A 20,585-nucleotide genomic window follows, 5' to 3' on the forward strand; every position below is an offset into this window, starting at 1 on the left:
GCCGTTGTCGACTATGGCAACCGGGTAGGCGCTTGCCTACAATGAATGAAGGGTCTTTGAATATCCCCAACCGTCTGTGCCTGGTGCCAGCGGACATCCCGGGGGTATCCAAAGGCGTCTTCAAAGATTGTCGCTCGGGGTCGTGGCGTGGCATCTGAAACAGTCTCAGGAGCGTAACGGTCAAGGAAGCTCCCCGGCGGGGTCCACCCCCAGAATCAGGTAATTACAATGATGAAGATTACGGAACGTAGCAAAGCCCGTCGCGGATACACCCGGTCAGGAGGACTGGGCAAACTGGGACGGGGCGTGGCAATTGCACTGATGACCGGCATCGCCCCGCTGGCGTTGCATGCCAGCATTGATCGCGAAGCCAGTTATGAGCCCGTCTCACCGACGGTGGATCAGGCCCGCGCCAACATTCTGATCGCCCGCCAGCTACAGTTCACCCACTTCCGTGATCTGTCCATCGACGACAGCCTGTCGAGTGAGGTCTTCGACGCCTACCTCGACTATCTGGATGGTCAGCGGGTCTATCTGACCCAGCAAGACCTGGAGCGTTTTGAACCCCTTCGTTATGGTCTGGGCGCAGCCCTCAAGACCGGTCGCCTGCAACCGGGTTTCGATATCTACAACACCGTGCAGCAACGTGTGATCGAGCGGCTGGAGTTCGCACTCGAGCTGGTGAATCAAGGCATTGACCAGCTCGACTTCGACCGAGACGAATCGCTGCTGCTGGACCGCTCCGAGGCCAACTGGGTCGCCAATCAGCAAGAGCTCGACGAACTCTGGCGCAAGCGTATCAAGAACGCCGTGCTGGCACAGCGCCTTTCCGACAAGAGCGATGAAGACATCGAGAAGAGTCTCAAGCGTCGCTACGAGAGCCAACTCAACCGCTCACGTCAGGCCCGCAGTGAAGACGCCTTCCAGGCCTACATGAACGCCTTCGCTGGCATGTGGGACCCGCACACCTCCTACTTCTCGCCACGCACCTCGGAGAACTTCAACATCAACATGAGCCTGTCCCTTGAGGGCATCGGCGCCGTGTTGCAGGGCGACAACGAATACACCAAGGTGGTTCGCCTGGTCCCCGGTGGACCGGCCTCCAAGCAGGGCCAGTTGCAGCCGGCAGATCGCATTGTCTCGGTGACCCAGGAAGACGAAGACACCCCGGTCAACGTCATCGGCTGGCGCCTGGACGAGGTGGTGGACCTGATCCGTGGCCCGCGCAATTCCGTGGTCACCCTGGAAGTCATCCCCGCCAGCGCCTCCGATGACAGCATGACCCGCACCATTGCCATCAAGCGTGACCAGGTCAAGCTGGAGGAGCAAAGCGCCAGCAGCGAGGTGATTCAGCTCCAGCGCGACGGCAGCAACTACCGTATCGGTGTGATCACCATTCCCACCTTTTACGCCGATTTCCGGGCCATGCAGAAAGGCGACCCCAACTACAAGAGCACCACCCGCGATGTCCGTCAGCTGATCGATGAGCTTGAAGACGACGGCATCGATGGATTGGTGGTGGACCTGCGCAACAACGGCGGCGGCGCCCTGCACGAGGCCAACGACCTGGTGGGCCTGTTCATTGATGAGGGTCCGACGGTACAGATCCGCAACGCCAATAACGACGTGCAGGTGCTGACCGACCAGGACCCGACCGTGTCCTATGACGGCCCCATGGTGGTTATGGTCAATCGCATGAGCGCATCCGCCTCGGAGATTTTCGCCGGCGCCATCCAGGACTACGGCCGCGGCCTGGTGGTGGGCTCCCAGACCTTTGGCAAGGGCACCGTACAGGCCGTGCGACCGCTCAACCACGGCCAGCTCAAGATCACCCAGTCGAAGTTTTACCGGGTTTCGGGGGGCTCCACCCAGCACAAGGGCGTGGTGCCGGACATTGAGATTCCGTCCCGCGTCGACTTCTCCCGCATCGGTGAGGACGCCCTTGATCACGCCCTGCCCTGGGACCAGATCGAGGCGGTGCCCCACACCCGCTACTTCGATTTCAGCGGAATCATTGACCAGCTTCGCAAGAATCACGACGAGCGTTTTGCCACCGATCCGGAGTTTCAGCTGCTGCAGCAGGAGATCGACTTCCTCACCGAGCAGCGCGCCCAGGACTACGTCAGCCTGAATGCCGACGTGCGCGCGGTTGAATTGCAGCAGATCGAGGATACCCGCCTGCGCATCGCCAATGCCCGCCGGGAGATTCAGGGCGAAAGCACGTTCGAGACCCTGGAGGAGCTGGAAGACTGGCAAACCGCCCAGGCTGCCGATCCGGACGGTCAGGAAGACGAGCTCGACTTCATCCTCCGCGAAGGGGGCCACATCATGGCCGACATGCTGGAACTGGATCGCCGACTGGCTTCCATTGGCGCCATGGAAACCATAGCCGCCCAGGCCAACTGACCGGCTCGGGGAACCGACTCATGGCCAAAGACGACAGCCGGAACCGGGCCCGTGCCATCGAAAGCCTGCTGATGGACGCCATGCACGCCATGACGTCCATGGAACAGGTGGAGCGCCTGGACGATCCAGCGCTGTCACCGCCCCCCACCGGCCCGGATCGTTCCGGGCCGGCCTCCAGCCACGAAGACTCCCTGTTTGATCGGCTCGCAGGCCTCACCGGTTCGGCCCTGCGCTTTGCCTCCCGATCCACCGATACCTCCATCCGCCTCGGCAAGGCGCTGATGAAATCCCAGGACCAGCTCCGCATGATGCTGGCAGCGGGTCAGTCCCTCAGTGATATCCGTCAGGTGCTTGGGCTGACCCTCAACGAGATGAGCGACGCCCTCAACCTCCGGGACAAGTCGGTGCTGGAGGCGATCGAAAACGGCACCGCCACCCTGTCGTTCGAGCTGATTCTGCGACTGGCCGCGTTGGTAGCCCGTAACGACCCGATTCCATTCATCCTGCGTACCGCACGCACCTACAATCCGGAAGTCTGGCAACTGCTGAACGACTGGGGTGTGGGCCGGCTGCCATTGCAGTTCGAACGGGAACGCCAATTCATCAACATTTTCCGCAGCCACGACGATGCCAGAAACCTCTCCGACGAGGGGTTCCAGAAGGTACTGGAATTCACCCGCCAGAGTTTCGAGATGTCACTGCATTTTGTCGAAGAGCAGGAACAGGAAATGGCCCGCTGGCGGAACGCTCAGGGCGGCGAAGACCCGTCCGAGAACAACGAGCCCCCGACGGGAAAATAGTCCCTAAAAGCCCCCTTAAAGCAGACGCCTGAAGCAGTTCCCAAGAGGCGTTTTCAGCAAACGCCGGTCAGTGTGCCCCGAATACCGCCGCCATGGCGGTCGGGCCAGGCTGCTCGATCACCCCCTTCTCGGTAACGATGGCATCAATCAGCCCCGCGGGTGTGACGTCAAACACCGGATTGAACACATCCACCTGCGCTGGCGCCAGCGGCTGCCCCTGAACCTGACGGACCTCATCGCCCCCGCGCTCTTCGATGGGAATCGATTCTCCGGACTGCAACGACATGTCCACGGTGCTCGACGGTGCCACCACCATAAACTTCACGCCGTGATGGCGCGCCAGCACCGCCAGGCTGTAGGTGCCAATCTTGTTGGCGACGTCGCCATTGGCGGTAATGCGGTCAGCGCCCACCACCACCCAGCGGACGTCCCCCCGGGCCAGGACCCAGGCGGCAGCCCCATCGGCATTGAGCGTGACCGGAATGCCATCGCGGGTCAGCTCCCAGGCGGTCAGCCGACTGCCCTGAAGCCAGGGACGGGTTTCATCGGCGTACACCCGTTGCAGCCGGCCACACTCATGAAGGCGACGAATCACCCCCAGCGCGGTACCGTAGCCTCCGGTCGCCAGGGCACCGGTGTTGCAGTGTGTGAGTACTGAGAACGGAGCCTCCTCCGCCATCACCGAAAGGGCGTGATCCGCCATCGCCAGGTTCGCGGCCAGATCTTCCCGATGGATGGCCTCGGCGGTCTCGGTCAACCGTGCCCGGGCGGCGGCCAGATCCTCACAGTCATCCAGTACGGTGGCAATCCGCTTCAAGGCCCAGAACAGATTAACGGCGGTCGGGCGTGACGCCGCCAGTACCCGCGATGCCTCGGCCAGGTCGTGGCGCCACTGGTCCGCCCGCGCCTGTTGCGCGGCCAACGCCATGCCATAGGCCGCGCTGATGCCGATGGCCGGTGCACCACGCACCACCATGTCACGGATACAGCTGGCCACCTCGACGGCGGAAGCCAGGCTCAGCCACTGCTCCTGTCCCGGCAACAGACGCTGATCCAGCAGTTCCAGGCGATCACCAAACCAGCGGATGGCCACGGTACCCAGAGTACGGTTCTGGGCATCGCTCTGCGCACCGCCCTGGGAAGCGAGGGCCAAGGCGGGATTGAATTCGGACATGGGCAAACTCCAGCTCTGGGGGAAAGCCGTCAGTATACGCTAGTGTCCCGTCTGGTTGATTCGTTGACTTACTGAGCCACTGACAACCCGAAGAGCTAGGCGTACTGGTGAAGGTTTGGTGGTTCCAAATCGAGACAGTACAACGACGCTATTCGGGTTGTCAGTGGTTCCCTAAGGGCTTGTCTCTGAGGGCTCTGAGCCTATGTTGCCACTGTTTGATGTGGAACCACCACATCGGCACAGCGGCGCCTTGGTCAGAACCCTCAGAGACAAGCAGTAAGTCAACGAATCAACCAGACGGGACACCAGGCTGGAGGCCATTCCCCGCGACCGTTATACTTTCCAGCCTGATGACGGACAGGCCACGGTGAACTCGGCCGGCACGCGACAACAAAAGGGTATGCAATGACGTCAGACTCCGGAGTCTCCCCCAAAACCATCCATGCCGCCGATCTGCGCATCGACGCCCGCTGGGTAATCCCCATCGAGCCGGCCGGTGTGGTGCTGGAACATCACGCCGTGCTGATTCAGGGTGATCGCATTGCCGCGGTGATTCCCCAGCAGGACGCCGACACCGGGTACCGCGCCAAGGAAACCATCCGCCTGGACAGCCACGTGGTGATGCCGGGGCTGATCAACCTTCACGGCCACGCCGCCATGTCGCTGTTTCGGGGGCTGGCGGATGACCTGCCGCTGATGACCTGGCTCAACGACCACATCTGGCCCGCCGAGGGCCGCTATGTGGACGAGTCCTTTATCTTCGACGGCACCCGGCTGGCTATCGCCGAAATGCTGCGTACCGGCACCACCACCTTCTCAGACATGTACTTCTTTCCCGAGGTGGTGGCGGAACTCGCCCACGATACCGGCATCCGCGCCCAGGTATGCTTCCCGCTGCTGGATTTTCCCACCATGTGGGGCAGCGGTCCTGACGACTACCTGGCGAAAGGCACCGCACTGATTGAGCGCTGGCAGGGCGACGACTACGTCGCCCCGGCCATCGGTCCCCACGCCCCTTACACCGTTTCGGATGAGCCCCTGAGACAGTGCCTGGCGCTGGCTCAGGACAAACAGGTGGCCATTCAGATCCATCTTCACGAAACCGCCTTTGAGGTTTCCGACGCACTGGCCAAGACCGGTCGACGACCGACCGAGCGCTTGGCGGAACTGGGGCTGCTGGGCCCGGGGCTCCAGTGCGTACACATGACCCAGATCGACGATACGGACGTTCGCCTGCTCCGGGAGTCTGGCGCCCACGTGGTTCATTGCCCGGAATCCAACCTCAAACTGGCCAGCGGGCTTTGCCCGACCGAACGCCTGCGTCAGGCTGGTGTCAACGTCACCATCGGTACCGACGGTGCCGCCAGCAATAACGATCTGGATCTGTTCGGCGAAATCCGCACCGCCGCCATGCTCGCCAAGGTGGTGGCGGATGACGCCGCCGCACTGTCCGCCCACCAGGCCCTGGCCATGGCCACCCTGAATGGCGCCAAGGCGCTGGGGCGGGACCACGAACTGGGCTCACTGGTTGCCGGCAAACGTGCGGATCTGATCGCCGTCGACCTGGGCGATCCGTTCCTGCAGCCAGTGTATGACCCGGCTTCACATCTCGTATACAGTAACCACAGCCGCCAGGTGAGCCATAGCTGGATCAATGGCGTACCTCAGGTTCAGGATGGCCGGTTAACCCGGATCGATGTCCCGGACCTGATGTTCAAGGTCCAGGCCTGGGCTGACACCATACGCTCCGGCCAGACCGGCTGACACCGCTATCCGAATCGCGGCCCCGGCCCGATCGCCCGACTGGAATCGACCATGACCAATCAGAACGTAGACCGCAACGAAGTCGCCAAGTTTGAAGCCCTGGCCAGCCGCTGGTGGGACCCCGGCAGCGAGTTCAAGCCGTTGCACGACATCAACCCGCTGCGCCTCAATTACATTGACCAGAAAGCGCAACTGGCCGGCAAGAAAGTGTTGGATGTTGGTTGTGGTGGTGGCCTGCTTTCCGAAGGCATGGCTCGGCACGGCGCCCACGTGACCGGCATCGACATGGGCGAGGCGCCCCTGTCGGTGGCCAAACTCCATGGCCTGGAGAGCGGCGTCAAGGTTGACTACCAGCGCATCACGGTGGAGGAACTGGCCGCCGATCCTGCCCATGCCGGCCAGTACGATGTGGTCACCTGTCTGGAAATGCTGGAGCACGTGCCCCAGCCGGACTCGGTGATTCGGGCCTGCGCCGCCATGCTCAAGCCCCGCGGCCACCTGTTCGTCTCCACCATCAATCGCAACCCGAAGTCGTTCCTGTTTGCGATTGTGGGCGCCGAGTACGTCCTCAACATGCTGCCCAAGGGCACCCACGAATGGCGTAAGTTCATCCGGCCATCCGAGATGTCCGACCACCTCCGCCACGCTGGTCTGGAGATCCGTGATCTCACCGGCATGACCTACAACCCGATCACCAAAAGCTACCGCCTGGGACGGGATGTCGACGTCAACTATCTGATGCACGCCGTCGACCCGCGCGATCCCGCTGCCGACAGCAACAACCCGGAGGCCTCGGCGTGAGCCGCCGGCCGTCCACGGTGCTGTTCGACCTGGACGGCACCCTGATCGACACCGCGCCGGATTTTATCCGCTGCCTCAATCTGCTGCGTCAGCAGCGGGGGCTCCCCGCGCTGCCGGCGGAGCAGATCCGCCGCTCGGTCTCCAACGGTGCTCGGGCAATGATCGACGTGGGCTTTGGGCTTGGCCCCGATGATCAAGACTATCTGGAACACCACAGCGCGTTCCTGGACCTCTACGAGGACGGTGTCGCCGAGGAAACGACCCTGTTCCCCGGCATGGAGGAACTGCTGGTCTGGCTGGAGGGGGAAGGCATCCCCTGGGGCATCGTCACCAACAAGCCCGCCCGCTTCACCACCCCCCTGCTAGCAGCCCTGGCGCTGGATGACCGCTGCGCCGCGGTGGTCTGCCCCGACCACGTCAGCCAGCGCAAGCCCCATCCGGAGTCGATACTGTTGGCCTGTCGCCAACTGAACGTGGTGCCGGATCACGGCATTTACGTAGGCGACCACCGTCGCGACATCGAGGCGGGCCGCAACGCCGGTATGACCACCATTGCCGTGCGTTATGGCTATATCGAGCAGCCTGAGGAGGTTGATCTCTGGCAAGCCGACGAGGTGGCCGCCACGGTCGACGAGCTTGCAAAGCTGATACAATACCGCTGATTGACGGTGGGACGTTGACCGGACGGCCCGCTTCACCGAATTCCGACCACGGAGACCCTCTATGCACGACTACCAAGCGCCGGCTGACCTGCTGAAGGATCGAGTCATCCTGGTAACCGGCGCCGGCAGTGGCATTGGCCGGGCCGCCGCCCTGGCCTACGCCGCCCACGGCGCCACCGTCATCCTGCTGGGCCGCACTACCTCGAAACTTGAGGAGCTCTACGACGAGATCGAGGCTGCCGGTTACCCGCAACCCGCCATCGTTCCGATGAATCTGGAGGGCGCGGCGGTCAAGGAATACGAAGAGATGGCGATGACCATCGAGGAAACCTTCGGGCGCCTTGACGGCATCCTCCACAACGCCGCCATCCTCGGCACCCGCAGCCCGGTGGAACTGTACGATCCGGAAACCTGGAACCGGGTAATGCAGGTGAACGCCACCGCCCCCTTCCTGCTGACCCGGGCATTGATTCCACTGCTGCGCCAGTCCGACGGCGCCTCGGTGATTTTCACCTCCTCCGGTGTGGGTCGTCAGGCCAAGGCCTACTGGGGGGCCTACGCAGTGTCCAAGTTTGCACTGGAAGGGCTCAGCCAGCTGCTGTCCGATGAGCTTGACGATGAACGCCACAACGTCCGCGTCAACAGCCTGAACCCCGGCGCCACCCGCACCAACATGCGAGCCCACGCCTACCCGGCGGAAAGCCCCCAAAAGAACCCGGCACCGGAAGAGCTGATGCCGATCTATCTTTACCTGATGGGTGCGGACAGCAAGGGCGTCAACGGCCAGCAGCTGGACGCCCAGCCCAAGCCGTAACACCAGATCGCCCATGGAAATCACGTTCTACACAACTGCCCAGTGCCACCTGTGCGAGCAGGCCGAAGCGCTGCTGGTGGCCACCCCGCTGCCGGGTCCGATCCCGGTGGAGGTGGTGGACATCGCCGAATCCGCCGAGCTGGTGACGCGCTATGGCACCCGCATTCCGGTGCTCCAGCGCAGTGACACCGGCGCCGAGCTGGGCTGGCCCTTCAACCAGGCCCAGTTGATCACCTTCCTGCAATCCTGACGCCCACGCTACCGAACGATTGAGGACTCTGTTTCCCATGTTGATGGTTATTTCCCCGGCCAAGACCCTGGACTACGACAGCCCACTGGCCACCGATCGCCATACCCAGCCGGACTTTCTCGACGACGCCTGCGAACTGATCGATCAGCTCAAGGAACTGGAGCCCCATCAGGTCAGTAACCTGATGCACATCAGCGACAAACTCGGCCAGCTCAATGCCGAGCGTTTCCGCAACTGGCAACTGCCATTCACTCCCGATAACGCCCGCCAGGCGGTCCTCGCCTTCAAGGGCGACGTTTACACCGGGCTGCAGGCGGAAACGTTCAGCGACGACGATTTCGACTTTGCCCAGGATCACCTGCGAATGCTGTCCGGCCTCTACGGCCTGCTGCGACCGCTGGACCTGATGCAGCCCTATCGCCTGGAAATGGGCACCCGGTTCGAGAACCGGCGCGGCAAGGATCTCTATGCCTTCTGGGGAGACCAACTGACCGAGGAAGTGAACCGCCTGCTGGCAGCCGATGACGGCGTACTGGTCAACCTGGCCTCCAACGAGTACTTCAAGAGCATTCGCAAGAAAGCCCTCGACGGCCGCCTGGTCACGCCCCAGTTCAAGGACTGGAAGAACGGCCAGTACAAGATGATCAGTTTCTACGCCAAGAAGGCCCGCGGTCTGATGTGCCGCTACGCCATCCAGAACCGCATCCGCCAGGCGGAGGACCTCAAAGGCTTCGACCTCGAGGGTTACCGTTTCAGTGAGGAACAGTCGGATCAGAACAACTGGGTATTCCTGCGCAAGGAAGACTGACCCTTTGATGTTTCAGAGCTTAGCGTGCAAAAGGTGACTACATGAGTGAAGCAGTATTCTCCCAGATCGCCATGGTGGTGATGCTGACCGGCCTGATCGGCTGGATGGGCTTCATCGTCTGGGATCTGGCCAAGAAATCCCAGGCCGGCCGTTTCGGCACCATCGCCCTGTTCATTGTGCTCGGCACCGGCGTCATGGGCTTTCTGATCAAGACCGTGCTGGTCGAAGTCATGAATCTATAGTTAGCTTTTTCCTTTCCCTTTACGGTCACCGGTGGTGGCCGTATCATCCTCCCCCCAGTAAATTTGCCAACCCAGCTACCGGCCAACCCCGGTTGCGGCTCGGCCGCCAGACCGATGAGGACCCGATACCATGTGGTTTCGTAACGCCCGTGTATACCGTTTCAGCAAACCTTTTGAGATCAGCGCCGAGTCGCTGGAAGAGCAGTTGCAGGCCGACGCCTTTCAACCCTGCGGCCCCCAGGAGATTTCCCGCCAGGGCTGGGTTGCGCCCCTGGGCAAGCACGGCGATCAGCTGGTCCACAGCGCCGGCGGCTATCACCTGATTACCCTGCGCAAAGAAGAGAAGCTGCTGCCAGGGCCGGTGATCAAGGAGCTGGTGGAAGAGCGGGTGGAGGTGATCGAAGCGGAACAGCACCGCAAGGTCCGCCGCAAGGAAAAAGACGAAATCAAGGAACAGGTCACCCTGGAAATGCTGCCCCGGGCATTCTCCAAGAACCGTCGTTGCTACGCCTACCTGGCGCCCCAGGACGGTCTGCTGGTGGTGGATGCCAGTTCCGCCAAACAGGCGGAGGATCTGGCCTCGTTCCTGCGCAAGAGCCTGGGCTCACTGCCGGTGCGGCCGCCGGCGGTAGAACAGGCACCGGCCTTTACCCTCACCGGCTGGCTCACTGAAAGTATCGATCTGCCTGCCACCCTGACACTGGGCGACGAATGCGAACTCAAGGACCCGTCCGAAGACGGTGGCGTGGTGCGCTGCAAGGGCCTGGACCTGCAGGGGGATGAGATTCGCAGCCATCTCGACGCCGGTATGCAGGTCACCAAACTGGCCCTGACCTGGGAGGACAGCCTGTCCTTTATCCTCGACGAAGAACTGGGCATCCGCCGGCTCAAGTTTGGCGATACCCTGCAGGAAAAGCTCGACGACGTGGAAGCCGACGACGCCGTGGCCCGCTTTGACGCCGCCTTCTCGCTGATGACCCTGGAGGTTTCACGGCTGGTGCCGGGCCTTCTCGAGGCCCTTGGTGGCGAGGACCGCTCCGCGATCATCGAATCGGAGTAAACGGTCCGATGTCAGTGGGAGTCGCTGCTCAGGCGCTCCCGCTGCCAGTCTTTCTCCGGCTCGTTGAGCACCAGCCGCAGGTCCATCACTTCCTCCTCCCGGTTGTAGCTCACCTCAAAGCCCAGATGTTCCGCCAGCGCCAGCATTGGCCGGTTGTCCGGCAACACGTTGCCCACCATTTCCATGGTGCCCCGGGAACGGCAGTAGTCGATCATCTTCTGCATCAACGCCACTCCCAGGCCCTCGCCTTTCATCTTGTCGTGCACCATCACCGCGAACTCGCAGCGCAGGTTGTCGGCATCAGTCCAGACCCGAACAGTACCGAGAGTTTCCTCGCCCTCGCCGTCCTCTTTCGGCGCGTTGGCGATGAACACCATCTCCCGGTCGTAGTCGATCTGTACCATCTGCGCCACATCCTCGCGGGAGAAGTGCTTGCGGAACTGGAAGAAACGATAGCGGATCGACTCCGGTGACTGGATCTCGTGGAAGGCCCGGTGGGCCGGTTCATCTTCCGCCAGTACCGGTCGGATAATCACCCGGCGACCAGACTTGGGCAGAACAATCCACTCCTCAAGCTCACGGGGATAGGGCTGAATGATCGGGCGTCCCGGGGTATCGGAGACATCGATGGCCACATCCACCGCGACCGTGCCCTGCTCGTTGAACAGCAGTGGTGAAATCTCCAGTCCCTTGATTTCCGGGTTGTCGATGACGATCTGGGACAGCGTCACCAGGGTTTCCGCCACCGCCCGGATGTCCTCTTCCGGTCGCAGGCTGTACTCCTGCAGCAACTTGTACATATAGGTGCGCTGCAACAACTGCCGCGCCAGCACCATGTTCAGTGGCGGCAACGCAATCTGCCGGTCGGTCATCACGTTGATCTGGGCACCGGCGGCACCACACACCACCAACGGGCCAAAATTGGCGTCCCGGGTGATGCCGACGCTGAACTCAATGCCCCCCACATGCTGGTAGGAGTGCTGGACCGCAAACCCGAGGAAGCCGCTGTCAGCGTAGAAACGCCGGTACTCCTCCATCAGGATCTTGCAGGAATCCAGAATCGCTCCCTCACTGTTCAGGCCCTGGATGGTGGATTTATAGCGCCCACGGCCGGTGCGCTGCTCCATGAAAGGGTGACAGGACAACTCGTGAATCAGGGTGACATCCACTGGACGCCGCTCGACAGCAAAGGCTTCCAGCACCTCCTCAACGTCATCGCAGTAGTAGGTCTCGATGGTGTTAAGACCATAGTCACGGATCACCTCCCGCGCCTCCCGGTTGGACAGGTGGCGACGTTTTGATCGCAGCGTGCGCAATACCAGCTTGCGGGTGTGGCTGTGATCAGCGAAGTGATCGGTAAACGACTCCGGAGTCTCCGACAACAATCGTTGTACCCGCTGGTGATTGACGTGCTGCATGAAGGCCTTGACGGCCTTCTCCGGAGAAAAGAACGATGGGATGCCAGCGCGATAGAACTCATCCCGGGCTTCCATCACCGTGCTCTGCCCCAGCCAACAGGTGAACACATTGAGCCGGGTGCCCTTCACCGCCTGCACCACCGCATCGGCAATCTGCAGGTTGTCTTCGGTCAGGCTGGGGGAATACATCACCAGTACATTGGCCACTTCCGGGTCCCGGGCCAGAATCTTGACGGCCTTGGCGTAGAGTTCCGGCGATGCATCGTAGTTGAGATCGATGGGGTTGCGGCGGGTCCAGTACTGGGGCAGCAGGTCGGCCAGTTCATCAATGGTGCGATCCGACAGCTTGGCCAGCTGGCCGCCGGAACGGGCCAGCCGGTCCACCGCCAGTACGCCAGGGCCAACGCCGTTGGACATGATCGCCAGGGACTCCTGGCGCAGCGGCCGCATCCGGGTCAGGGTTTCCAGCGCGTCGAACATCTGGCCCAGGCCATCCACCCGCAACACACCGGCCCGCTGCAGCACCGCGTCAAAGATCGGGTCAGTACGGGTCAGCCCCACCGGCAGGTCATAGGGGAACCACTCTGATTCCGGCACCCGCCCACTCTTGACCGCGATCACCGGTTTGGTACGTGATGCCACCCGAACCGCCGACATGAAACGGCGGGCATTGGGGATGTTCTCGATATGCAGAAGGATCGCCCGGGTCTTGCTGTCCTGGGCCAGGTAATCGATCAGGTCATCGTGATCGATGTCCATACCATCACCCAGGGTCAGGAAGTAGGAGAAGCCGACACCGCGGGCAAACGCCCAGTCGATCACCGAACTGGCGATGGTACCTGACTGCCCCACGAACGCGACCTTGCCGGGAATCGCGCCCATGTGCGCGTAGGTGGCGTTAAGGCTCCTGGCCGGCACCATCAGCCCGATGGTGTTGGGGCCAAGCACCCGGATACCGGTATCCCGGGCAGCATCGCGCACCGAGTACATCAGCGGCTGACCGGTCTTGCTGTGGGCCCGGGACATCCCCCCGGTCATCACGATGGCGGTGCGCACGCCCTCCTCCCCCAACCGGCGGATCATCTTCGGTACCGTGTCCGGCGGCGTACAGACGATGGCCAGATCCGGCGTGAAGCCCATGCGTGATACTTTCTTGACGCAGGGCACACCGTGAACATCGTCGTAATCGCTCTGGTTGATCACCAGCAGGCGGCCGGGATACCCGCCCCCCATCAGGTTACGCAAGACCATACCGCCCAGGCTGTCGGCCCGCTCTGAGGCCCCGACAACAGCGATGGATGACGGATTGAACAGGTTTTCCAGATAACGGGTACCCAAGCTCGGGACTCCTTGCGGCGATGACTTCAAGGCGTTGTTTTACACTATCTTAGGCGCTCGGGATTTGATGTAAAACGGATTTATGCGTGATTGCAGATGAATGGCGGAAAAGCCGCCGACAGGCGATGCCAGAACGGTCCGATTGCGCTGGCCAGGTCATGACAATGCGACGACCGATTACGACCAAAGAAACAGAGCAGGCTATCGATATCCTTGATAACATGAGATAAACAAAACCGCCGGCAAGCCGGGACAAACATGACCACAGCCTTCTTCTCACACGACGATTGCGCCAAACACAACATGGGAGCGGAGCACCCAGAGTGTCCTGAGCGGCTTTCGGCGATCATCAGTTATCTCGGTGACACCGAGCTGATGGGTACCCTGGATTGGATCAAACCCGAAGAAATCACCCGCGACCAGTTGCTGTCCGTGCATCCTGATCGCTACGTCCAACAGCTCGACATGATGCAACCGACACACGGCCGCATCTTCACCGATCCGGACACCGCGATGATGCCCGATACCCTGCGCGCTGCCCGGCTGGCCGCCGGCGCCAATGTGCAGGCGGTGGACATGGTGATGAGCGGACAGGTCACCAACGCCTTTGTCTGCGCCCGGCCCCCCGGTCATCACGCGGAACGCTCCAAGTCGATGGGGTTCTGTTTCTACAACAACATCGCCCTGGCGGCGATGCGGGCTCTCAACTTCCATGGCCTGGAACGGGTTGCCATCGTCGACTTTGATGTCCATCAGGGCAATGGCACGGTCGACATTGTCCAGGGCGATGAGCGCATCCTGATGTGCTCCAGTTTCCAGCACCCCTTCTACCCTCACTCCCACGTTTACCGGCAGGCCGACAACATCATCAACACCCCGATTGAGGCGAACACTTCAGCGGTGGAGTACCGTAAGCGGGTGGAAGCCGACTGGCTGCATCGGTTGCAGGACTTTCGCCCCCAACTGGTGCTGGTATCGGCGGGGTTTGATGGCCACCGGCTGGACCCGATGGCCGAACTGAACCTGGAAGCGGAAGACTACCGCTGGCTCACCGACCTGCTCACCAGCGTCGCAGCGGATCACGCCAATGATCGCCTGGTGTCGACGCTGGAAGGTGGCTACCACCTCAAAGGTCTGGCTGAAAGCGTAGCCGCCCACCTGGAAGGTCTGGCCAGCATTCGCTAGCGCCGCAGCCCTTCCAGTACACCGACATCAATTCGAGGACCGGCGATCAGCCGTTGCTGGGGCTACCGCCGTAACCGTTGGCCTGCTGCAACTCAGGCCGGTCGCCCTGACGCTGCAAGCGGATGGTGGTGCGGCGGTTTTCAGACAGTCGTGACCCCGCCGGGAAGCGGTCGCCGTGGGCACGGGAGGTAATCATGTCCTCGGGCACACCGCGGGCCTTGAGGTATTCCACCACCACCTCGGCGCGTTCTTCCGACAACGCCCGGTTGTGGATACGACGACCGGTGTGGTCGGTGTGACCATCTACAAAAATCCGCTCGACCGTGGGATCGGCCTGGATATAGATGGCAATGTTATCAAGCAGGGTGCGATCAGCCTGGGACAGTCGGGCACTGTCCACCGCAAACGGAATTCGCGAGCGCTTGATCTGGTCATAGTTGACCGGCAGCAGCCCGCCCGCACAGCGGCGATAGCCATCGTACTGGTTGGCAAAATTGATGTTGGACACCCGTACCCGAACCGGGTCCGGACCATACCAAGCCTCACGGGTGACCGTGGGTGCCATACCCCGCAACAGTCCCTGAACCAGCTGCATGGTGTGGCGAGGCCCCAGCGACAGCGGCCGCTCACTCTCCTCCACCTTCACCCGGGCGACTGGCATTGGCCGCGCGCCCGGTCGCCAGGACGGCGCTTCCACCGACACCGAGGCCAGTCCCGGCTTCATCATCGGCAGCTGCGGTTCCAGGTAGAAACGCAGGGATTCGCCGGCACGATGCTGGAAGATGGCCTTGCCATAGCCCGGCACATCGTGGCTCAGGGTGCAGTCAAAGACCGACTCCGACAGATACCATTGGCTGTTCTCGATGCCGGCGCCAAAGCTGCCCGCCGATACATTTCCCGACACCCCAAGGGCGGTCAGGGCAATGGCTGCTGTGATGGTGGAAATCCTGAGCATGGTCGTATCCGCTGGATGCCTGTCCGTTGTCCTTGTACTCGTATCGGCTGCTGACCCGCGTTCTTTAGCCATCCATCACCAGGATTTTGAATAATGTCTCAAGGAGTACGTGGCAGTGGAATCCCAGGTTGAGCAAGGCGCCTCCGGTCTGTTCTGGTATACTCCCGCCCACGAAGTAATCAACACACATGGGCATCGATACCCACGGCTCCATCCGCCAGGCCTGGCGGAAAGGCGCCCTGCGACCAGGACACCGGACATGACCAACACCCTCACCCTGACCCGTCCCGACGACTGGCACCTGCACGTACGCGATGGCGACATCCTGAACGACGTGGTACCGGCAACGGCGCGCTGTTTTGGTCGAGCCATCATCATGCCCAATCTGGTACCGCCGGTGGTCAATGTCGAACAGGCGATGGCCTACCGGGATCGTATCCTTGCCGCCAGCCCGGGTGACAGTGGTTTCGATCCTCTGGTGACCCTGTACCTGACCGAGACCACCAGCGCCGAGGACATTCATGCCGCCCGGGCCGCCGGCATTGTGGCCGCCAAGCTCTACCCGGCCGGCGCCACCACCAATTCCGCCTCCGGGGTCACCGACATCCGCAACATCGACCCGGTGCTCGCCGCGATGGCGGACTGTGGCATGCTGCTGCTGGTGCACGGTGAAGTGACCGACGCCGAGATTGATATATTCGATCGCGAGAAGGTATTCCTCGACCGGGTACTGGCCCCCACCCTGGAGCGGTTCCCGAACCTGAAGGTGGTGCTGGAACACATCACCACCGCCGATTCCGCCGAGTTCGTACAGCAGCACAGCGGCGACAACCTGGCCGCCACGCTGACCCCCCAGCACCTGATGTACAACCGCAACCACATGCTGGTGGGAGGCATTCGCCCGCACCTGTACTGCCTGCCAATCCTTAAGCGCAATCGCCATCAGCAGGCACTGCGGGACGCGGTGGTCAGTGGCAGCCCGCGCTTCTTCCTGGGCACGGACTCCGCCCCCCACGCCCGTGACCGCAAAGAAGCAAGCTGCGGCTGCGCCGGTTGCTACTCCGCCTACGGCGCAATCGAGCTGTACGCCGATGTGTTCGAGGAGTTGGGCATCCTCAACCAGCTGGAAGCCTTTGCCAGCTTTAACGGCGCTGACTTCTACGGCCTGCCCCGCAACACCGATACCATCACCCTGGTGCGGGAACCCTGGAACATGCCGGAACGTCTGCCTCTGGCCGGAGGTGAGATCGTGCCACTGAAAGCCGGTGAGACCCTGAACTGGCGCCTGGCCGAGGCCTGAAGACGGGGCGAGAAGGACGCCCCATATTCGTCAACGACATTTGAAACCTAGGAGTCCCAGTGACTGACGACAACAACGCCCCCCACCCCCTGTCCGCCCGATTTCGCGGATTCCTGCCCGTGGTGGTGGATGTGGAAACCGCTGGCTTCAACGCCCGCACCGATGCCCTGCTGGAAGTGGCTGCGGTTCTGCTGACCATGGATGATGACGGCACCCTGCGACGGGGCGAAACCCACGTCCAGCACCTCGACCCCTTCGAGGGCGCCAATCTGGAGCAGTCGGCGCTGGACTTTACCGGCATTGATCCCTGGGATCCCAACCGGGAAGCCGTGCCGGAGCGGGAAGGTCTGAGCGAGATCTTCAGCCCGATCCGCAAGGCGGTGAAACTGCACGACTGCAAACGTGCGATCCTGGTTGGTCACAACGCCACCTTTGATCACAACTTCCTGTTTGCCGCCGCCGCCCGTGCCGACATCAAGCGCAATCCGTTCCATCCGTTTTCCACCTTTGACACTGCTACCCTGGCCGGCCTTGCCTACGGCCACACGGTACTGGCCCAGGCCTGCAAGCTTGCCGGCATTGCGTTCAGCAACAAGGAAGCCCACGCAGCGGCTTACGACGCCGAGAAAACGGCCGATCTGTTCTGCGGTATCGTCAACCGCTGGCGTGACCTCGGCGGTTTCCCACCGCCCACCCTGGATCCGACCGACGTCTAAACTGAACACCGCGGCGTCCCATCCGACGGGGCGTTGCGGTCATCCTTCCCGGTCAATGCCACGCGCTGCTGCTTGTGTGCTATAACAGGCCTTTTCAGCCAGGGAGGGAGTTCCATGGGGGTGCAGTTCCCGGCACGCCGGTATTCACCGTTTGTCGCCTTGTTGGCCAGCCTGTCCATCGCCACCAGCCATGCCGCCCCACTGGTCACGCCAAATCCTACCGTGGTGGCCGGCGATCAGCCCTATTACACCCTCGACGTGCGCAACACCCGGCTGATCTACACCGAACAGAACCAGGCCTTCGCGGCCCGGGTGGCGGAACTGCAAGCCACGCTGCAACCGCGATATGAAGCCAGCTTCGGTTTCTCCCTGGGGGAGCGGCTCTACGTCGCTCTGGCGTCGGATTACAACCAGGTTGCCAACGGTTTTTCGACCCAGTTTCCGGTCAACCGCCAGGTCAATTACGGCGGTGGTGCGCTCAGCGTCGACCGGTTCGCCACCACCTCCTGGCTCGATACCCTGATCCACCACGAGACCGCCCACAACTACCAGACCAATGCCCGTAATAACCCGGTATCCCAGGGGCTCTACGAATTACTGGGCGTCGGAGCCCTCTACACGCCAGTGGTGCCGGCAATCACCCCCAACCTGTTCGAGTCCTCGTTCATCCTGGAAGGCAACGCGGTGCTGAACGAATCCTGGCACGGCAATGGTGGCCGACTCTACAACGGCCGAATGAAGGCAATGACCCTGCTGCAGGCCAGGGCCGGTCAACTCACCCCAGAGCGGCTGTACAACGAACCGCTGGCGTTCCCCTATCGCGAGGCCCACTACGTCTTTGGTGGTTATTACCAGTACTATCTCGCCGAGCGATTCGGGCTCGACCGTACCAACCGCTACTTTCTAAACCGCTCCGAGTACTGGCACTGGCCGCTGCTGGTCAATGCGCCCACCCGGGACACCTTTGGCCACAGTTTCAACACCCTGATCAATGACTGGAGCCGAACCCTGGCCAACGAGGCCGCCACCATGAACCTGGTGTCTGGTCCTCCCCTGGCCCACTCGCAAAGTGCCGGCTACCTCAACCGCAACGACAATGAGGTGTTCTTTCTCGCTCAACCCGACGGTGTCAGGGCACCGGAGCTGGTGACCATCAACCGCAACAGCGGCGCGGTTCGCAAGCAGCGTCAGTCCTATGCCCTCGGCAAACTGATCGAGCATCAGGGTGAGCGCTATGTCCAGGGCAGTCGCCACACCTCGCCCAACCGCATTCACCAGGGACTGTTTGATGCCAGTGCGCAGCTCCTTGCTGGCACCGAGGGCCGTATCGTTCAGGGCTATCTATCCGATGGCCGGGCGGTGTACTTTGATGTTCCCAGCTCTTTCAGTAAGCCCCAGCTTTACGTTGGTGACCGTTTCTACCGCGAAGTGAATTCCTCGGTACTGATCGGAACCGATGACGCGCTCTACTACTTTGTGCAGGATGGCCGTGAGCGAACGCTTTACCGTAATCACGAGCCACTACTCAGCCTGGACAGTTACTACGGCCGCCTGGCAGACATCGACAGTCGCGGGCGGATCTACTTCATCACCAACACCAGGCACGGTTCCGGGCTGTTCCGCACCGACGGCCGCCAAATTGAACAGGTCCTGGCCGGCGACAACGTGGCCGACGCCCGGCTGCTGGACGACCACAATGCGGTGGTCATGGCCGTGGCCCTGGACGGTTACGAGTACACCCGCCAGCCACTGCGCCCCGTGGCAGGACAGCCACATACACCAAAGCTGTTTTGGGACCGCCAGCCAGTGCCAGAAACTGACAACGTGGCCGCGACATCCGTCACCAATGGCAGTAATCCGGGGGTTGAGCATCGCTACCATCCCCTCGGCAACCTGCACTACCAGGGCACCGAAATCTATCTCTCCACGGTCTCCACCCGCCATCGGGATGGCGAGGACGACGACCACTGGCTCTACACCCTGAACGCCCAGTTTGCCGACCCACTGACCCAGAATCGCCTTGGCGTGTTCGCATTGCGGGACGGTGACCTGTCTCACCTGGCCGGCGTGAGTTACACCAACAGCCAGTATCCGGTGCTGGCGGGCGTGCGCGGCTACGGCGTGCTGGACGAACAACTGGAAGACCTGGACGTGCCCGACGATTCCCGCGGCTTTGGGGTACGGGCGGAACTGCGCTGGCCGTTCCTGCGAAACGGCTACTGGTACGGCGAAGCCAGCGGCTTCCATTATCTGGACTACCGCAAGCGGGAACGGGAGCCAACCGGCGGACAGCTTCAGGTCAGCCGCACCGAACAGTTCGGTCACAGCTTCTACCCCAACAGCCGCAGCTTTATTCAGGGCTTCGCGGTGAACGACCGCGGAGACAGCGTGAGCGGCGGTGCCTTGGCTCTGGCCACCGATTTCCCCGCACAATTCTATGCCGGTGTCAGCGGCAAGTACGCCCGCAGCGACGCCAGCGTGGACCATGGCCAGCGCCGCGGGGTCTTTCTCGACAACGCCCCCGATACCCTCAGTGACGACCCCAGCCTGCTGGTTATCCCCGGCCTGGTGGGCGCCACCTATGCCCGGGAGGCCAACTATGGTGAGGCTCACTTCGCCAAGGTCCTCAATCTGGACGCCTATTCCTTCCATTTTCCCCTGAGCCTGCGGCGGGAGGCCCTGTCGCTGCGTTACCGCCATGTTGATACCCGCGACGCCACCCGGGGCGGAGACGTCAGCTTCAACCAGTTTGGGGTGGGCCTGACGCTGGAACTGGTGGCATTCAATATCGCCCCGATCCGGGTGGGGGTGGAGTACACCCGCAGCGACGATACGCCGATGACCGACCGGGACAGTGTCAGCGCCCTGCTGCAGTTGGGATTGTAAAGGTCT

At 62.1% G+C, this 20,585-nt stretch carries 17 protein-coding genes; 14 read left to right on the top strand and 3 right to left on the bottom strand.

Annotation, left to right across the window (positions count from 1 at the left end):
* The first annotated feature begins 231 nt into the window (after positions 1–231).
* Positions 232–2,406, top strand: coding sequence for a carboxy terminal-processing peptidase (locus tag J2887_RS13420; protein WP_227176128.1), 2,175 nt, complete (start codon positions 232–234; stop codon positions 2,404–2,406).
* A gap of 20 nt (positions 2,407–2,426) precedes the next feature.
* Positions 2,427–3,206, top strand: a complete 780-nt coding sequence (locus J2887_RS13425) for a helix-turn-helix domain-containing protein (protein WP_227171617.1) — start codon at positions 2,427–2,429, stop codon at positions 3,204–3,206.
* Between the two features lie 67 nt (positions 3,207–3,273).
* Here J2887_RS13425 and mtnA read toward each other — a convergent pair whose 3' ends face one another.
* Positions 3,274–4,380, bottom strand: coding sequence for an S-methyl-5-thioribose-1-phosphate isomerase (gene mtnA / locus J2887_RS13430; protein ID WP_227171618.1), 1,107 nt, complete (start codon positions 4,378–4,380; stop codon positions 3,274–3,276).
* A gap of 405 nt (positions 4,381–4,785) precedes the next feature.
* On the opposite strand from mtnA, the gene J2887_RS13435 reads away from it, so the two are divergent.
* The 8 genes from J2887_RS13435 to rdgC all read left to right on the top strand — a co-directional run bounded on the left by J2887_RS13435 (position 4,786) and on the right by rdgC (position 10,781).
* Positions 4,786–6,144, top strand: a complete 1,359-nt coding sequence (locus J2887_RS13435) for a TRZ/ATZ family hydrolase (RefSeq protein WP_227171619.1) — start codon at positions 4,786–4,788, stop codon at positions 6,142–6,144.
* Positions 6,145–6,195: 51 nt separating this feature from the next.
* Positions 6,196–6,945, top strand: a complete 750-nt coding sequence (gene ubiG / locus J2887_RS13440; protein ID WP_227171620.1) for a bifunctional 2-polyprenyl-6-hydroxyphenol methylase/3-demethylubiquinol 3-O-methyltransferase UbiG — start codon at positions 6,196–6,198, stop codon at positions 6,943–6,945.
* On the top strand, positions 6,942–7,607 hold the full coding sequence (locus J2887_RS13445) for an HAD family hydrolase (protein WP_227171621.1): 666 nt from the start codon (positions 6,942–6,944) through the stop codon (positions 7,605–7,607). The genes ubiG and J2887_RS13445 overlap by 4 nt, the downstream gene beginning before the upstream one ends.
* Before the next feature lie 61 nt (positions 7,608–7,668).
* Entirely contained in the window at positions 7,669–8,421 is a 753-nt protein-coding gene (locus tag J2887_RS13450) for a YciK family oxidoreductase (protein WP_227171622.1), read from the top strand.
* A 13-nt stretch (positions 8,422–8,434) separates the two neighbouring features.
* Entirely contained in the window at positions 8,435–8,671 is a 237-nt protein-coding gene (locus J2887_RS13455) for a glutaredoxin family protein (protein ID WP_227171623.1), read from the top strand.
* A gap of 37 nt (positions 8,672–8,708) precedes the next feature.
* On the top strand, positions 8,709–9,479 hold the full coding sequence (yaaA, locus tag J2887_RS13460) for a peroxide stress protein YaaA (RefSeq protein ID WP_227171624.1): 771 nt from the start codon (positions 8,709–8,711) through the stop codon (positions 9,477–9,479).
* A 41-nt stretch (positions 9,480–9,520) separates the two neighbouring features.
* Positions 9,521–9,721 (top strand): DUF2788 domain-containing protein, encoded by a 201-nt coding sequence (locus J2887_RS13465; protein ID WP_227171625.1) that lies wholly within the window; start codon positions 9,521–9,523, stop codon positions 9,719–9,721.
* 130 nt (positions 9,722–9,851) lie between these two features.
* Positions 9,852–10,781, top strand: a complete 930-nt coding sequence (rdgC, locus tag J2887_RS13470; RefSeq protein WP_227171626.1) for a recombination-associated protein RdgC — start codon at positions 9,852–9,854, stop codon at positions 10,779–10,781.
* Positions 10,782–10,792: 11 nt separating this feature from the next.
* Here the strand turns inward: rdgC and J2887_RS13475 are convergent, their stop codons facing one another.
* Positions 10,793–13,537, bottom strand: coding sequence for a GNAT family N-acetyltransferase (locus tag J2887_RS13475; RefSeq protein ID WP_227171627.1), 2,745 nt, complete (start codon positions 13,535–13,537; stop codon positions 10,793–10,795).
* 258 nt (positions 13,538–13,795) lie between these two features.
* Between J2887_RS13475 and J2887_RS13480 the strand changes: the two genes are divergently transcribed.
* Complete coding sequence (locus J2887_RS13480) at positions 13,796–14,722, top strand: histone deacetylase family protein (RefSeq protein ID WP_227171628.1); 927 nt, start codon at positions 13,796–13,798, stop codon at positions 14,720–14,722.
* A 46-nt stretch (positions 14,723–14,768) separates the two neighbouring features.
* Here J2887_RS13480 and J2887_RS13485 read toward each other — a convergent pair whose 3' ends face one another.
* Positions 14,769–15,677: a flagellar protein MotY gene (locus J2887_RS13485; RefSeq protein WP_227171629.1), complete on the bottom strand. Its 909-nt coding sequence runs from the start codon at positions 15,675–15,677 to the stop codon at positions 14,769–14,771.
* Positions 15,678–15,936: 259 nt separating this feature from the next.
* Between J2887_RS13485 and pyrC the strand changes: the two genes are divergently transcribed.
* The 3 genes from pyrC (at position 15,937) to J2887_RS13500 (ending at position 20,579) form a co-directional block, all read left to right on the top strand.
* Entirely contained in the window at positions 15,937–16,977 is a 1,041-nt protein-coding gene (gene pyrC / locus J2887_RS13490) for a dihydroorotase (RefSeq protein WP_227171630.1), read from the top strand.
* A gap of 59 nt (positions 16,978–17,036) precedes the next feature.
* Positions 17,037–17,693: a ribonuclease T gene (gene rnt / locus J2887_RS13495; RefSeq protein WP_227171631.1), complete on the top strand. Its 657-nt coding sequence runs from the start codon at positions 17,037–17,039 to the stop codon at positions 17,691–17,693.
* 114 nt (positions 17,694–17,807) lie between these two features.
* Positions 17,808–20,579 carry a hypothetical protein gene (locus J2887_RS13500; RefSeq protein ID WP_227171632.1) on the top strand — a complete coding sequence of 924 codons (2,772 nt, stop codon included), beginning with the start codon at positions 17,808–17,810 and terminating at the stop codon, positions 20,577–20,579.
* Positions 20,580–20,585 lie beyond the last annotated feature (6 nt).

This window comes from Marinobacter sp. CA1, from assembly GCF_020546665.1.
Lineage (GTDB): Bacteria > Pseudomonadota > Gammaproteobacteria > Pseudomonadales > Oleiphilaceae > Marinobacter > Marinobacter xestospongiae.

What these genes read in the sequence shown, in the direction of transcription:
- J2887_RS13480 (WP_227171628.1), top strand. Translation starts at nt 13,796, where the DNA reads ATGACCACAGCCTTCTTCTCACACGACGATTGCGCCAAACACAACATG.
- mtnA (WP_227171618.1), bottom strand. Translation starts at nt 4,380, where the DNA reads ATGTCCGAATTCAATCCCGCCTTGGCCCTCGCTTCCCAGGGCGGTGCG.
- J2887_RS13450 (WP_227171622.1), top strand. Translation starts at nt 7,669, where the DNA reads ATGCACGACTACCAAGCGCCGGCTGACCTGCTGAAGGATCGAGTCATC.
- rdgC (WP_227171626.1), top strand. Translation starts at nt 9,852, where the DNA reads ATGTGGTTTCGTAACGCCCGTGTATACCGTTTCAGCAAACCTTTTGAG.
- J2887_RS13465 (WP_227171625.1), top strand. Translation starts at nt 9,521, where the DNA reads ATGAGTGAAGCAGTATTCTCCCAGATCGCCATGGTGGTGATGCTGACC.
- J2887_RS13455 (WP_227171623.1), top strand. Translation starts at nt 8,435, where the DNA reads ATGGAAATCACGTTCTACACAACTGCCCAGTGCCACCTGTGCGAGCAG.
- pyrC (WP_227171630.1), top strand. Translation starts at nt 15,937, where the DNA reads ATGACCAACACCCTCACCCTGACCCGTCCCGACGACTGGCACCTGCAC.
- J2887_RS13500 (WP_227171632.1), top strand. Translation starts at nt 17,808, where the DNA reads ATGGGGGTGCAGTTCCCGGCACGCCGGTATTCACCGTTTGTCGCCTTG.
- ubiG (WP_227171620.1), top strand. Translation starts at nt 6,196, where the DNA reads ATGACCAATCAGAACGTAGACCGCAACGAAGTCGCCAAGTTTGAAGCC.
- J2887_RS13420 (WP_227176128.1), top strand. Translation starts at nt 232, where the DNA reads ATGAAGATTACGGAACGTAGCAAAGCCCGTCGCGGATACACCCGGTCA.
- J2887_RS13485 (WP_227171629.1), bottom strand. Translation starts at nt 15,677, where the DNA reads ATGCTCAGGATTTCCACCATCACAGCAGCCATTGCCCTGACCGCCCTT.
- J2887_RS13435 (WP_227171619.1), top strand. Translation starts at nt 4,786, where the DNA reads ATGACGTCAGACTCCGGAGTCTCCCCCAAAACCATCCATGCCGCCGAT.
- yaaA (WP_227171624.1), top strand. Translation starts at nt 8,709, where the DNA reads ATGTTGATGGTTATTTCCCCGGCCAAGACCCTGGACTACGACAGCCCA.
- J2887_RS13425 (WP_227171617.1), top strand. Translation starts at nt 2,427, where the DNA reads ATGGCCAAAGACGACAGCCGGAACCGGGCCCGTGCCATCGAAAGCCTG.